General features: G+C 29.8%; 13 protein-coding genes. 10 read left to right on the top strand and 3 right to left on the bottom strand.

Going from position 1 to position 14,484, the window contains the following annotated elements:
• The first annotated feature begins 44 nt into the window (after positions 1–44).
• Positions 45–2,033 (top strand): excinuclease ABC subunit UvrB, encoded by a 1,989-nt coding sequence (gene uvrB, locus ACFQ1U_RS09070; protein WP_386107593.1) that lies wholly within the window; start codon positions 45–47, stop codon positions 2,031–2,033.
• 55 nt (positions 2,034–2,088) lie between these two features.
• On the opposite strand, the gene ACFQ1U_RS09075 is transcribed toward uvrB, so the two are convergent.
• The gene (locus tag ACFQ1U_RS09075) at positions 2,089–2,433 is read right to left on the bottom strand and encodes a hypothetical protein (RefSeq protein ID WP_386107534.1); all 345 of its coding nucleotides are present in this window, start codon (positions 2,431–2,433) and stop codon (positions 2,089–2,091) included.
• A 456-nt stretch (positions 2,434–2,889) separates the two neighbouring features.
• On the bottom strand, positions 2,890–4,086 hold the full coding sequence (gene sucC, locus ACFQ1U_RS09080) for an ADP-forming succinate--CoA ligase subunit beta (protein WP_386107536.1): 1,197 nt from the start codon (positions 4,084–4,086) through the stop codon (positions 2,890–2,892).
• A 233-nt stretch (positions 4,087–4,319) separates the two neighbouring features.
• Here sucC and ACFQ1U_RS09085 point away from each other — a divergent pair, with 233 nt between their 5' ends.
• From ACFQ1U_RS09085 to ACFQ1U_RS09110, 6 genes are all read left to right on the top strand, one after another.
• Positions 4,320–6,761 carry a DUF5916 domain-containing protein gene (locus ACFQ1U_RS09085; RefSeq protein WP_386107538.1) on the top strand — a complete coding sequence of 814 codons (2,442 nt, stop codon included), beginning with the start codon at positions 4,320–4,322 and terminating at the stop codon, positions 6,759–6,761.
• A 91-nt stretch (positions 6,762–6,852) separates the two neighbouring features.
• On the top strand, positions 6,853–7,515 hold the full coding sequence (locus ACFQ1U_RS09090) for an ABC transporter ATP-binding protein (RefSeq protein WP_386107540.1): 663 nt from the start codon (positions 6,853–6,855) through the stop codon (positions 7,513–7,515).
• A 57-nt stretch (positions 7,516–7,572) separates the two neighbouring features.
• Entirely contained in the window at positions 7,573–8,292 is a 720-nt protein-coding gene (locus tag ACFQ1U_RS09095) for a DUF3667 domain-containing protein (protein ID WP_386107542.1), read from the top strand.
• Positions 8,293–8,301: 9 nt separating this feature from the next.
• Positions 8,302–9,786: a S10 family peptidase gene (locus ACFQ1U_RS09100; RefSeq protein WP_386107544.1), complete on the top strand. Its 1,485-nt coding sequence runs from the start codon at positions 8,302–8,304 to the stop codon at positions 9,784–9,786.
• Positions 9,787–9,836: 50 nt separating this feature from the next.
• The gene (locus ACFQ1U_RS09105) at positions 9,837–10,382 is read left to right on the top strand and encodes a CPBP family intramembrane glutamic endopeptidase (RefSeq protein WP_386107546.1); all 546 of its coding nucleotides are present in this window, start codon (positions 9,837–9,839) and stop codon (positions 10,380–10,382) included.
• A gap of 1 nt (position 10,383) precedes the next feature.
• On the top strand, positions 10,384–11,148 hold the full coding sequence (locus ACFQ1U_RS09110; protein WP_386107548.1) for a TIGR02757 family protein: 765 nt from the start codon (positions 10,384–10,386) through the stop codon (positions 11,146–11,148).
• 43 nt (positions 11,149–11,191) lie between these two features.
• Here ACFQ1U_RS09110 and ACFQ1U_RS09115 read toward each other — a convergent pair whose 3' ends face one another.
• A complete protein-coding gene (locus ACFQ1U_RS09115) occupies positions 11,192–12,388 on the bottom strand; it encodes a hypothetical protein (RefSeq protein WP_386107550.1) in 1,197 nt (398 codons plus the stop codon).
• Positions 12,389–12,596: 208 nt separating this feature from the next.
• Here ACFQ1U_RS09115 and ACFQ1U_RS09120 point away from each other — a divergent pair, with 208 nt between their 5' ends.
• From ACFQ1U_RS09120 to ACFQ1U_RS09130, 3 genes are read left to right on the top strand one after another with little or no spacing between them, the layout of a single operon-like run.
• Positions 12,597–12,764: a Lacal_2735 family protein gene (locus ACFQ1U_RS09120; RefSeq protein ID WP_386107552.1), complete on the top strand. Its 168-nt coding sequence runs from the start codon at positions 12,597–12,599 to the stop codon at positions 12,762–12,764.
• 7 nt (positions 12,765–12,771) lie between these two features.
• On the top strand, positions 12,772–13,197 hold the full coding sequence (locus tag ACFQ1U_RS09125) for a DUF2452 domain-containing protein (protein WP_386107554.1): 426 nt from the start codon (positions 12,772–12,774) through the stop codon (positions 13,195–13,197).
• A 9-nt stretch (positions 13,198–13,206) separates the two neighbouring features.
• Positions 13,207–14,457 carry an NAD(P)/FAD-dependent oxidoreductase gene (locus tag ACFQ1U_RS09130; protein WP_386107556.1) on the top strand — a complete coding sequence of 417 codons (1,251 nt, stop codon included), beginning with the start codon at positions 13,207–13,209 and terminating at the stop codon, positions 14,455–14,457.
• Positions 14,458–14,484: the final 27 nt, after the last annotated feature.

The raw sequence follows: 14,484 nt of genomic DNA on the forward strand, positions 1-14,484 counted from the left end.
TAAATACGGATAGTTATTCTTTCAACTATCCGTATTTTTGTATTATGAAATTTCAAATAAAATCGGAGTTTAAACCTACTGGAGATCAACCTCAAGCAATAAAACAATTAGTAAACGGAATTAATTCCGAAGAGAAATACCAAACATTACTTGGTGTCACTGGATCTGGTAAAACTTTTACGGTTGCTAATGTTGTGGCTGACCTACAAAGACCTACTTTAGTTCTTGCACACAATAAAACATTAGCAGCTCAATTGTATTCCGAATTTAAACAGTTTTTCCCAAATAACGCTGTTGAATATTTTGTTTCCTATTATGACTACTATCAACCTGAAGCCTACATTCCAGTAACCGGAACTTATATTGAAAAAGATTTATCTATTAATGATGAAATTGAAAGACTTAGAATCAGCACTTCTTCTTCACTTTTATCTGGACGAAGAGATGTACTTGTAGTTGCTTCCGTTTCTTGTTTATATGGTATTGGTAACCCCAATGAATTTAAAAAGAATGTTATTCCTATTGAAGTGGGGCAACAAATAACCAGAACTAAATTTTTACATCAATTAGTTACTAGCTTATATGCCAGAACAGAAACCGAAATTAAAAGTGGTACTTTTAAAGTTAAAGGAGATGTAATAACAATCTATCCATCTTACGGTGATAGTGGTTATAAAGTACATTTTTTTGGAGATGATATAGATGAAATTGAAACTTTTGATATAGAAAATAACCAAATAATATCACGATTAGAAAATCTAACTATTTATCCGGCAAATCTATTTGTAACCTCTCCAGATGTGCTACAAAATGCTATTCATCAAATACAAGATGACATGGTTAAACAAGTTGATTATTTTAATGAAATTGGAAAACACCTTGAAGCCAAACGGTTAAAAGAAAGAACCGAATTTGACTTAGAAATGATTCGTGAACTGGGTTATTGTTCTGGTATTGAGAATTACTCTCGTTATTTAGATGGAAGAGAAGCTGGAACTCGCCCTTTCTGTTTACTTGACTATTTTCCTGAAGACTATTTAATGATTATTGATGAAAGTCATGTTACCATACCACAAGTTCACGCAATGTATGGTGGTGATAGAAGTAGAAAAGAAAATTTAGTTGAATATGGATTTAGGCTTCCAGCTGCTATGGACAACAGACCTTTAAAATTTGAAGAGTTTGAAACACTACAAAATCAAGTTATTTACGTAACAGCAACACCTGCTGACTATGAACTTCAAAAATCTGAAGGTGTATTTATAGAACAAGTAATCAGACCAACAGGTTTATTAGATCCAGAAATAGAAGTTCGTCCTAGTTTAAATCAAATAGATGATTTAGTAGAAGAAATTCAAGTTAGAGTAGAAAAAGATGAAAGAACATTAGTAACTACTTTAACAAAAAGAATGGCAGAAGAATTAGCTAAATATTTAACTAGAATTCAAATTAGATGCCGCTATATACATTCTGATGTTGATACTTTAGAACGAGTAGAAATAATGCAAGATCTTAGAAAAGGTTTATTTGATGTACTTATTGGGGTAAATCTATTACGTGAAGGACTCGATCTTCCTGAGGTTTCACTTGTAGCTATTTTAGATGCAGATAAAGAAGGCTTTTTAAGATCCCACAGATCGTTAACTCAAACCGTTGGTCGTGCTGCAAGAAACGTTAATGGTAAAGCAATTATGTATGCTGATAAAGTTACCAACAGTATGCAACAAACCATTGATGAAACAGAAAGAAGACGTTTAAAACAGGTTAATTACAATACAAAAAATGGTATTGTGCCTAAACAAATTAACAAGAAAATAGATAATACGTTATCAAAAAATGCTACAACTTCTTATCATTATGATAACGCTACTCAAAAAGCAGCTGAACAAGATTTAGAATATTTACCAAAAGCTGAAATTGAAAAAAGAATTCGTCAAAAAAGAAAACAAATGGAAGAAGCTGCCAAAGCTTTAGACTTTTTAGCTGCCGCACAATTGAGAGATGAAATTGAGATACTCCAAAAAAACTTATAAAAAAAGCTCTCATTTTTAATAAATGAGAGCTTTCAGTTACTAAATAATAAAAAGCTTATTTTGTAGGCACTATTTTTAATGGTAAAGTATACACTTTTGCTTGTACAGGCTTACCATCAATTCTTTTATAATTCAATCTGTTTTTCACAAAGTTTTCAACCATTAAGTTATTCTTTTTTGAATCTACAGATAAAATTACAATCTCATTTTGTTTGTTAACTGTTAATTTAACCGTTACATCCATGTTTTCCTCAACTATAAAACTTGGATTCTTTAGTAATTTTTGAATACTGTAAGCTATTGCTTCAGCAGGAGTTCTGTCGTCTGAATTGTTTACTGCTAATAACGTTTGACTAGCAATTACAAAGAAAGTTACCAAAACTAATTTAATTGATTTCATAGTGTTTGTTTTTGATGTCTAAAAGACAAATTTTTGTGTTGTGTTTTTGTTATAAATATTAAACCTTAACTTTTTTCGTTATTCGGTATCATTGATTTGCAAATCCGTTACAAAAATACGCTCACTTTGAAGCTTTTATGTTACCATAATTTTACCAAAAAAACATACTTATATTATAGAAGTTGTTAATTTTAGTTAAGGCCATAACACTAGGGTAACCTACTTAAAAACAACACCTTATAAAACACCAAGCATCTTATTAAAAAAAGTGTTAAAACATTAATTATTCCATCATAAAAATTACTAAAACATGCTAATTAGTCATTTTCTCCCAAATGTTTTTTACTATTAAAACAACTTTAGCTAACCTTAAATTTACTTTTAAAAAATAGCGTAATAAAAAAGCCTCACTTTTCAGTGAGGCTTTTAATATCTAACTAAGAATTAATAACAAACTTAAGCGCTTAAAACTTCTTGCACTTTGTCTGCCGCTTCTTGGAACTCAGTAGCTGAGATAATTTCCATTCCACTATTATCAATTAATTCTTTTGCTTCTTTTGCATTAGTTCCTTGTAAACGACAAATGATAGGCACATTAATTTTGTCACCCATATTTTTATACGCATCTACAACACCTTGAGCTACACGATCACAACGAACGATACCTCCAAAAATGTTAACTAAAATTGCTTTTACATTAGGATCTTTTAAAATAATTCCAAAAGCAGTTTCTACACGTTGTGCATCTGCAGTACCACCAACATCTAAAAAGTTTGCTGGATCACCACCTGCTTGTTTAATTAAATCCATAGTTCCCATTGCTAAACCAGCTCCGTTTACCATACATCCAACGTTACCATCTAAATCTACATAATTTAATCCTGCAGCTTTAGCTTCAACCTCTATAGGGTTTTCTTCACGTAAATCACGCATTGCTGCATAATCTTTGTGACGATATAAAGCATTCTCATCTAAGGTAACTTTAGCATCTACTGCTAAAATTTTATCATCAGATGTTTTTAATACTGGGTTAATTTCAAATAAAGATGAATCTGACTTTACATATGCTGTATATAAAGCAGTAACAAATTTTACCATTTCTTTTAATGCAGCCCCGCTTAAACCTAAATTAAAAGCAATTTTACGAGCTTGGAATGGTAATAATCCTGTTGCAGGATCTATTTCTTCTGTAAAAATTAAGTGTGGAGTTTCTTCAGCTACTGCTTCAATATCCATACCTCCTTCTGTAGAATACATAATCATGTTTCTACCTGTTCCACGGTTTAATAAAACCGACATATAAAATTCGTTTGGCTCGCTATCACCTGGGTAGTAAACATCCTCAGCAATTAATACTTGGTTTACTAATTTACCCTCAGCTGGTGTTTGAGGCGTAATTAACATCATACCTAAAATATCATTAGATATGCTTTTTACCTCATCTAAGTTTTTTGCTAACTTAACACCACCACCTTTTCCACGTCCTCCTGCATGGATTTGAGCTTTAATTACGTGCCAACCTGTTCCTGTTTCTTCTGTAAGTTGTTTTGCTACTTCAACAGCTTTTTCTGGAGTATCTGCAACAGTTCCGCGTTGTACTCTAACGCCAAAACTGCTTAAAATTTCTTTACCTTGATATTCGTGTAAGTTCATTAGATAAGAATGTTTTTAAAGTCCAACAAAAATACAAATTCAATTGTAACTACACAGTTTTTACACATTAAAAAATTGTTGTCCTATGTTTTTGTTTAATTCTTTATATAAATAGTTAAAAATATGTTAAGGGTGTCACATTGGAAATGTTAAGATGTCCTTAGGATAATTAACATGAATTTAAGAATTAAGTAGTGCGCATATAAATATATTAGCGCCGCAAACAATCAACTATGCTAAAACCTTTATCTTTATTAAGTTTTATCTGTCTAATATGTGTTTCTACCACAGCACAAATTAATCAAAACAGAAAAAAATCACCAGCTACAAGGGTTACCAAACCACCTAAAATTGATGCAAAAGTTAATGATGATGCATGGAAAAATGCTCCTATACTTGATAATTTTATAGAATTCAGACCAACAAATGGTAATAAACTACCAAAAGGTTATGAAACAGAAGTAAAAGTTGTTTATGATGATGCTGCCATATATATAAGTGCAGTAATGCATGATCCAAAACCCAACACTATTTTAAGAGAGTTTTCTAACAGAGATAATTTTGGACAAGCTGATTTCTTTGTGGTGATGATAAACCCTAATGATGATGGCCAAAACCCTTTTGAGTTTATTGTACAATCTACCGGAAATCAATTAGATGCTAAAATATCTAATGGTAACGAAGATTTTAACTGGAGCGCTGTTTGGGCTAGTAATGCAAAAATTACTGATAAAGGATGGGTTGCTGAGATTAAAATTCCATACAGAGCTTTACGTTTTGCAAATGCCAATGTACAATCTTGGGGGTTTAATTTTATTAGAAAAGTTGAATATTTAAACTCTGATTTTACTTGGAATTTTATTGATAATACCCAGGGTACATGGACTCAATACGATGGTTTAATTGAAAACTTTACCAATATTACTCCTCCTACTCGATTAAATTTATATCCTTATGCATCTGCAACTACCAGAACATACAAAGGAGAAACTGAATTTGACTGGAGTGTTGGAATGGATGTAAAATATGGGCTTTCAGAAAATTTTACACTAGATGCTACGTTAATACCCGATTTTAGTCAAGTAGGTTTTGATGATGTTCAGTTAAATTTAGGACCTTTTGAACAGCAGTTTGCTGAACAACGCCAGTTTTTTACAGAAGGAACAGAGCTATTTACAAAAGGTAATCTTTTTTATTCTAGAAGAATCGGTTCGAGACCAACCGATCAATTTGATGTAGAAAATCAATTGAATGAAAATGAAGAAATTGTAGAGTATCCTGGTAAAGTTGATATGTTAAATGCGGTAAAAGTATCTGGAAGAACAAAAAAAGGATTAGGTGTTGGAGTATTTAATGCTATAACAAAACAAACCAATGCAATTGCTAGAGATTCTATTACCGGAGAAAGTAGAGAACTTACTACTGAACCATTTGCTAACTATAGTATTTTAGTACTTGATCAACAGTTTAATCAAAACTCATCTTTTACATTAATCAATACTAATGTTACTAGAGACGGAAAATTTAGAGACGCAAATGCCACCGGATTACTTTGGCACGTTGAAGACAAAAAGAGCACTTATAATATAGATGGTTCTTTTAGAACAACGCATATTTCTGACGACCCTTTAGATGATACACCAGGTTATACTTTTGATACAAGTATAGGTAAACATGCAGGCAATTGGCGCTGGGAGGTTGGTTATAATTTTGAAAACAAAGATTTTAACCCAAATGATATGGGAATCTTATTTACCAATGACCAACAAAGGGTTTATGCTAATTTTGGTTACAGACAGCTACAACCTAAAGGAATTTTTAATGAATATAGCATAAATTGGTGGTATAATTCTAATTTTCAACATTACTCTGGTATTTATACCCATACTAGTTCTGGACTATCTTTTTGGGGACAAACAAAAAAACGCTTTGGATTTGGTGGTAATTTAAATTACGGAACAGAAAGAAAAGATTTTTTTGAACCAAGACAAGGAACAACTAGTGGTATTTACTTTAAAAGACCAGAACGATTTTTTATGAATCATTGGGGATCTACAGATTACAGAAAGAAATTTGCTGTTGATTATAATTTTTATCATGAATTTTTTAAAGATAATCCACAATATGGATACGGATTCAGGTTTTCTCCAAGGTTCCGTTTTAACAACAAGTTTTCAATAATTTACGGTTTTAACTTTAATCAGTTTGATAATGACCAAGGATATGTTGATAAACTAGATGATGAAAGTATTATTTTTGGTCAACGTGACAGAACCTCTTATAACAATACTATATCAGGAAAGTATAGTTTTGGAATACAGTCATCTTTAACACTTACATTTAGACACAATTGGAGTAAGGTTTTATATGATGATAACGGATTTTATACATTACAAAACAACGGTGATTTAGCTACTAATTCTTCTTACGGAGGTGTAGATAACGTAAATTTTAATAGTTGGAATTTAGATTTAAACTACATCTGGCAATTTGCGCCAGGTAGTCAATTGATTGCTTTTTACAGAAATTCTATTAGTCCAGCTACAGATTTTGCACCTGCAGATATTAGTTTTGCTAGCAACATCAACCGTTTATTTCAAGAAGATATGCAACATACTTTTTCGGTTCGTTTTGTATATTTTATAGATTATAATCAATTAAAAAACATTTTTTAATTAAATCTAACTACTATTTGTTAAAGAAATCAGCTTCAGTAAAATGAAACTGGTTTCTTTTTTTTACTTTCGTTTCTAGAAGTTATTATTTATGATTATTGCCGAAAATTTACAAAAAAGTTATGGTGAAGTTGACGTTTTAAAAGGTGTGCAACTTCATATAAAAAAAGGAGAGATTGTTGCTATTGTAGGACCGTCAGGTGCTGGTAAAACAACATTGCTTCAAATTTTAGGTACGCTAGACACACCTGAGAAAAACACAGATTTTCAATTAAAAATCAATAACACTTCTATTAAAAATTTACCTGATAACGAGATTTCTAAATTTAGAAATGAACATATTGGGTTTATTTTTCAATTTCATCAATTATTACCAGAGTTTACAGCACTAGAAAATGTTTGTATCCCGGCTTTTATTGGAGGAAAACAAAGAACTGAAGTTGAAAAAAGAGCTAAAGAATTACTTGCTTTTTTAGGCTTGTCACACAGAGAAAATCATAAACCAAATCAATTATCTGGAGGGGAACAACAACGAGTTGCTGTCGCAAGAGCGTTAATTAATAATCCGTCTGTTATTTTTGCTGATGAACCGTCTGGTAACTTAGATTCTGTTTCTGCAAAGAATTTACATGAGTTATTTTTTAAACTACGTGATGAATTTGGTCAAACTTTTGTGTTAGTAACTCATAATAAAGAATTAGCTGAAATGGCTGACAGAACTCTAACCATGAAAGACGGTGTTATTGTAGTATAACTTTACAGGTTTTACTAAAATCATTTTATGTAATTTTAGTTCCTAAAATATTATTACATGATTTGTGTTTCTTGTAAATCATCATTAACAGGCAAGTTTTGCTCTAACTGTGGTGAAAAGAGTGGTACTCCAAAAATAACTTTTAAGTCAACTATTCATAGTTCTTTAACTACAATCACTAATATGGATAAAGGTTTTTTGTATAATATTAAAAACCTTACTATAAAACCTAAAGTAATTGTTCAAGAGTATATAAACGGAAAACGAAAAGGAATATTTAACCCTATTTCATTTTTAATAATATCTATTACTGCTTATTTAATACTTGAATCGGTTTTAAAGCCAAATAATATTGCCACTCAAGAACAAATTAAAACTTTTAGAGAAGAACTTTCATTTAAAATAGGGTCAAGTGGTGGACAGTTTATAAAAGATTACTTTAAGTTCTTTTGGATATTAAATATCTTACCATTATCAATACTTACAAAAATATTTTTTAAACGTTATAACTTAGCAGAACATATTACTATTAATTCTTTTATACTGGGTTATATTACGTTGATATTTGGCAGTATTTCTCTTATAACTTTTAAATATTCGTTAATTTTTAACCCTGTAATTTATATCGCTTTAATATGGTATATTTATAGAGTTTTTCATGATAAAAATGAAAAATTAGCTTCTCTTTTAATTGCTGCTTTAATTGTATTTTTATTTATTCTATCAGTTATTGCATTTATTATAAGTATTGGTGCTGTTAAACTTTATATAAACTAACTTACAATAATGAATAAAATACTTTCACTAATCGTACTATTAATATCTCTTCACGTTTTTTCACAAGACAAAAGAGTACCTGTTGATACTATTGTAACCACTAACCATACTGCAACTATTAACGGAAAAAAAATAACGTACAAAGCACAAACAGGTACACAACCTGTATTTGATAGTAATGGTAATATTAAAGCGACCTTATTTTATACCTACTATCAAAGAACTAACATTAGTAATAGCCAAACAAGACCTATAGTTATGTCCTTTAATGGTGGTCCTGGTTCAGCTTCTGTTTGGATGCATATTGCCTACACCGGACCAAAAACACTTCGAATTGATGATGAAGGAAATCCAATTCAACCATACGGGATAAAAGATAATCCATACTCTATTTTAGATGTTTCAGATATTGTTTTTATAAACCCAGTTAACACAGCTTATTCAAGACCAGTTACTACTAAAGATGAAAAAGTTGATAAAAAATACTTTTTTGGTGTAAATGCGGATGCTAAGTATTTAGCCGATTGGCTAAATACGTTTGTTACTAGAAATAACAGATGGAAATCTCCTAAATATATTATTGGAGAAAGTTATGGAGGAACTCGTGTAATGCAATTAGCACATGAGTTACAAAGTAAACAATGGATGTATTTAAATGGTGTTATTATGGTTTCTCCCGCAGATTATAAACTACTTCGTACAGAAAGTTCTGAAGACTATGCTATAAACTTCCCATATTTTACTGCAGCTGCATGGTACCATCAACAATTAACTAATAAACTTCAGCAAAAAGACTTGTTAGATATTTTACCTGAATCTGAAAACTTTGCTGTAAACAAACTTTTACCTGCGCTTGCTAAAGGTGGTTACATAAAAAATGAAGAAAAAGAGGAAATAGCTTCACAAATGGCTTACTATTCTGGTATTAAAAAAGAGGTTATTTTAAAACATAATTTAGAAATTCCTAAAGCATATTTTTGGAAAGAATTATTAAGAGATTCTCAAGGAAAAACAATTGGTAGATTAGATAGTAGATATTTAGGGTTAGACAGACGTGAAACAGGGATAAAACCAGATTATAGTCCTGAACTAGTATCTTGGTTACATTCATTTACACCAGCTATTAATTATTACATCCAAAATGAATTACAATTTAAAACAGATGTTAAGTATAACATGTTTGGTCCAGTACATCCGTGGGATTTCTCCAATAATAATTCTCGAGAAAACTTAAGAAAAGCGATGGCTGAAAATCCGTATTTACAAGTTTTGGTTCAGTCAGGTTATTATGATGGTGCTACAACTTACAGTGCTGCTAAATACACACTTGGTAAGATTGACCCTAGTGGTAAACTTTTAGATAGAATGCATTTTAAAGGATACAGAAGTGGACACATGATGTATTTAAGAAAAGAAGATTTACAAAAGGCTAATAATGATTTAAGAACATTCATTTTAAATAGTTCTCAAAATATTGGTGCTGCTAAATATTAACAACAATGTAACTTTTTGGGGTTAATAGCAACTAATGGTAAAGCAATTTTATGAAAACTACCTTTAGAGAATTAATAACATTTATAAAAAAACCATCACTTACACATAAAAGCGGTAATTCAAATACGTTTACTGTTTTTTTACACATTTTTATATTAAGCATTTTAACAGGAATGTTTTTTGGTCCTATTTTAAGTTTAATTCAAGAAATGGGTTGGGTTGATATGGAAAATCATGCCATGAAAGAATTAATGGAAAAAACCTCTAAACTAACTGTATTTGCACTTGCTGTTATAGCTGCACCAATTATAGAAGAACTTATTTTTAGAGCGCCTTTAACTTTATTTAAAAAGCCTTTAGCCTTTAAAATTGGTTTTTATTTTTTAACAATAGCATTTGGACTAGTTCATTTATCAAATTTTGAAATTACTAACAATGTAATATATTTTGCTCCTATTTTAGTCGCTCCACAAATCGTTTTAGGTGGTTATTTAGGATTTATAAGAGTAAAATTTGGATTATTATATAGTATTTTACTTCATGCAGCCTACAATGCCTTCTTTATATTAGGTACATTTGCTGCAGATTTAATGTAGTATGACAAAAACCGAGTTAAAAGAATTTTTAGACGAAAAAGCTGCCTATTATGAAAATCCTGATTTTATAAGCAGTGATCCTATTCAAATACCTCATCAGTTTTCTGTAAAAGAAGATATTGAAATAGCAGGTTTTTTAGCCGCTACAATTGCATGGGGAAATAGAAAAATGATTATTAATAATGCCCAAAAAATAATTACATTAATGGGCAATAGTCCGTATGACTTTGTTTGTAATCATACTGAAGGTGACTTACATGACTTTGATGGTTTTGTTCATAGAACTTTTAATGCTGATGATTTAAAACACTTTGTAAGATCGCTTAAAAACATCTATCAAAATCACGGAGGACTTGAGGAAGCATTACAAATTAAAGATGCATCAACTAATTATAAAACAGCTATTCATCATTTTAAAACTATCTTTTTTGAAATTCCACACTTAAAAAGAACTCAAAAACATGTTTCTGACCCTGTGAAAGGATCTGCCTCAAAAAGAATTAACATGTATCTACGATGGATGACTAGAAATAACAACAAAGGAGTAGATTTTGGTATTTGGAAAAAACATAAAACAGCTCATTTACACTGTCCATTAGATGTTCATACAGGTAATGTGGCTAGAAAACTAGGTATTTTAACTCGTAAACAAAATGATTGGAAAGCTATTCTAGAGTTAGATGAGTCTTTACGAAAATTTAATCCTGAAGATCCAGTAAAGTATGATTTTGCCTTATTTGGACTTGGAGTATTCGAAAAATTTTAAATAAAAAAAGGAGGTAAAAACACCTCCTTTTATGATTTTATGTTTAGTAAGACATTAAATTTTTAAATGTTGTATTTAATTTGTGTAAGTTCAAATTATCATTAAATGCTATTTTAACATCCTTTAGTTTTCGCTCCAATTCATGTGATTTATTTTCTATTTTAGTTACATCACCAATACTTTTACTGTCATTCAATACCTTTTGAAGTGCCACTTGATAAGCAGTAAAGATTGATATATATTCTTTACTCAATGCCTCCACTTCATCTCTTATAAACTTTGCTTGGTTTAACGCATAAGTAGGATAAACTAATTTATTATTTACTAAATGCTGATTATAATTATAGGGTTGTAAGCTAATAATTGCATCAACCTGTTGTTGCACATTATCTTTGGTATAATATGAATTTATTAACTGAGTTAAACTTTGCTTGTCTTCATTGTTAATTTGTAATTGTGGATTTAAAGTATGTATTCTTTCCGAAGTATATTGAGTTAATAATAATACCAAACCTTCTTTTCGTACATCTAAATTCCCTAAGTTTTGTTCAAACTCAAGCTGAGCTTTAGCCAAGCCTTCATAGTGCTTTAAATATACTTGTAATGACTTTTTAAAGGCAACAACATCGTCTATTGTAACATCTTTTCCTTTCAAAGCATTTCCTATAACCAAATCTACTACAGATTTTATTGAGCTTACAACCGGAATCGCATTAGAAATTGCTTGAGTTATTGGTGACTTTATAATATTATCTACAAATAACAAAAATTTAGAGCTCTTAACACCGTTAATTTTCTTGTTACCTTTTATAATTTTTTGCTCTAAAATTGTAGTTATTTCCTCTGATAATGAAAAACCTAAATCAGTGTTATCTGGATTGTTTAAACTCGATATCTGATTTAAATAATCACTAGTAGCATCAAGTTGTTTAATAGCATTTAAACTAGAGTTTGCAGCAAAAACAAACTCTGTTGTATTAATAATTTTTTTTCTACGTTGCTCTAATTGTTTTTTTAGTCCAAATAATTCAGCATCGGTTAAATCTTGAATTTTTTTATTGTTAGAAGCCATTAACTCCTCAAAATTATCTACCTTTAAGACTATAGTATCCAGCTTTTTAGCATCTTTTAATAATGTAAAATAATTTTTATACAACACATTAACTGAGTCTTTTAAAGTTTGAGATTGTGTTTTAACTTGTACACCAATAATAAGTAGTAATAACAGTACTTTTTTCATCTTACTTAATTTATAATAGTTTGGGGTTTCTAAGGTTTAACAATTATAAAAATAATAGTTTATAAAATACAATTGCTCGCCTATCAAAAATCAAAATAGTGAGTTATCATATATCGTGCCTTTTTTTGTTTATCCAAAAACATAAAACGTTAAACATTTTGTATATTTGCATTAAATAGTAATTATTTTACCATAAAAAAATCAGCGTATGTTCGGTTTATTTTCTAAAAAATCACCTAAAGAAAAGTTATTAGCACAACACAAAAAACTTTTAAAAGAAGCCCACAGTTTATCTTCAGTTAACAGAAAACTTAGTGATGATAAAATATACGAAGCTGATTTATTAATGAAAAAAATTGAACAATTAGATAAATAATCATAGTATGAGTACTGAAAAAAAACCTGATTATGTAGTTTTTAATGAAGAAACACAAAAATATGATGCTGCCTTAAAACCTTACGCTACTTCTGTAGGAGCGCCTGTTATAACAACCACAGATACTGCTGCATGGAAAAATAGAAGTATTAACAAGGTAAATCATAAAATATCAGCTAAATTTTTAGAACTTAAAGCAGAATATGATAAAATGATGGAAGAGTTTGAGTATAACAAACTTATTTTTGATGCTAATTTCTCTTTTGAACCAATTATTGGTGAAGTATACCATTTGTATAAAAGGGATAACAATGATTATTTTCTTTCTATAATTGCTCCAAATCAATGTAATTTTAATTTTATTGGTAGTTTTTATTTAAATACAGATCAAATTTGGCAAAAAGTTGATCAAGATTCTAACGCTTCCTCATAATAGTAACCTATGAAAAACAATCAAAAAGTATATATAATTGGAGCTGGTGTAAGTGGTTTAATAGCTGCTATTAATCTTGAAAAAGAAGGATTATCTCCTACAATAATTGAAGCGGATAATGCCGTAGGAGGACGAGTGCAAAATGATATAGTTAATGATTATATTTTGGATCGTGGCTTTCAGGTATTACTAACATCATATCCTGCTGCACAAAAATATCTAGATTATAAAAAGCTAGATTTATCATATTTTTTACCTGGAGCAGTAATTTTTAAAAATAAAACACAAAAAGTAATTGGAGATCCTACCAGAAGCTTACAACTGCTTATTCCAACCCTATTTTCTGGTATTGGTACAATCAAAGATAAATTTAAAATATTACAGTTAAACAGATTGTTAAAAAAGAAATCTATAGATGATATTTTTAAAACCAAAGAACAAACAACTTTAAGTTATTTAGAAGACTTTGGATTTTCAGAAAATATAATTCATGATTTTTTCCAACCTTTTTTCTCTGGTATTTTTTTAGAAACTAAACTGAATACTTCTAGTAGAATGTTTGAATTTGTTTATAAAATGTTTGGTGAAGGTTTAGCTGCAATTCCTAAAAAAGGAATCGGAGAAATTACTAAACAATTACATCAACAACTTAAAAACACTACCATTTTATTTAACACAAAAGTTAAAGAAGTGTCTCATCAAAAAATTACACTTGAAAATGGAGATGTTTTATCTGGTGATTACATAATAGTTACTGCTAACCATAGTGATTTAATTCCGAATTTAAAAAGTCAAAAAACTGCTTGGAAATCATGTTATAACTTATATTTTGAGCTAAACCATAAAAATATAAACAAACCTTTGATTGGTTTAGTTCCTGATAAAAATAGCATTATAAACAATATTGTTTTCTCAAGTTCGCTACAAACTAATCCCAACAATAATCATATAATTTCTGTTACTGTTGTAGATAATCAAAACCTATCTGAAGAAGAATTAATTATTAAAGTTTCAACTGAACTTGATTTATTTTGTAATATCAAAATATCTAAGTTTTTAAAAATGTATTTTATTCCTAAATCTTTACCAGATATAAACCATTTACAATATGAGTCAAACCCATCAGAAACTCAGTTAACGCAAAGTATATTTTTAGCTGGAGATTTACAGTTAAACGGATCCCTAAATGCTGCAATGTTATCGGGTGAAAAAGCCGCCTTGGGCGTTTTAGAAGCAGCTGAAAAAACCATTATCAACTGATTATCAATCACTAACTTTAACAAAAAC

Source organism: Tenacibaculum geojense, assembly GCF_042676005.1.
Classification (GTDB): Bacteria; Bacteroidota; Bacteroidia; order Flavobacteriales; family Flavobacteriaceae; genus Polaribacter; species Polaribacter geojense.

Bases quoted from the DNA above. Each gene is read 5' to 3' on its own strand.
- ACFQ1U_RS09100 (WP_386107544.1), top strand. From the start codon at position 8,302: ATGAATAAAATACTTTCACTAATCGTACTATTAATATCTCTTCACGTT.
- sucC (WP_386107536.1), bottom strand. From the start codon at position 4,086: ATGAACTTACACGAATATCAAGGTAAAGAAATTTTAAGCAGTTTTGGC.
- ACFQ1U_RS09105 (WP_386107546.1), top strand. From the start codon at position 9,837: ATGAAAACTACCTTTAGAGAATTAATAACATTTATAAAAAAACCATCA.
- ACFQ1U_RS09090 (WP_386107540.1), top strand. From the start codon at position 6,853: ATGATTATTGCCGAAAATTTACAAAAAAGTTATGGTGAAGTTGACGTT.
- uvrB (WP_386107593.1), top strand. From the start codon at position 45: ATGAAATTTCAAATAAAATCGGAGTTTAAACCTACTGGAGATCAACCT.
- ACFQ1U_RS09125 (WP_386107554.1), top strand. From the start codon at position 12,772: ATGAGTACTGAAAAAAAACCTGATTATGTAGTTTTTAATGAAGAAACA.
- ACFQ1U_RS09115 (WP_386107550.1), bottom strand. From the start codon at position 12,388: ATGAAAAAAGTACTGTTATTACTACTTATTATTGGTGTACAAGTTAAA.
- ACFQ1U_RS09075 (WP_386107534.1), bottom strand. From the start codon at position 2,433: ATGAAATCAATTAAATTAGTTTTGGTAACTTTCTTTGTAATTGCTAGT.
- ACFQ1U_RS09120 (WP_386107552.1), top strand. From the start codon at position 12,597: ATGTTCGGTTTATTTTCTAAAAAATCACCTAAAGAAAAGTTATTAGCA.
- ACFQ1U_RS09130 (WP_386107556.1), top strand. From the start codon at position 13,207: ATGAAAAACAATCAAAAAGTATATATAATTGGAGCTGGTGTAAGTGGT.
- ACFQ1U_RS09110 (WP_386107548.1), top strand. From the start codon at position 10,384: ATGACAAAAACCGAGTTAAAAGAATTTTTAGACGAAAAAGCTGCCTAT.
- ACFQ1U_RS09085 (WP_386107538.1), top strand. From the start codon at position 4,320: ATGCTAAAACCTTTATCTTTATTAAGTTTTATCTGTCTAATATGTGTT.
- ACFQ1U_RS09095 (WP_386107542.1), top strand. From the start codon at position 7,573: ATGATTTGTGTTTCTTGTAAATCATCATTAACAGGCAAGTTTTGCTCT.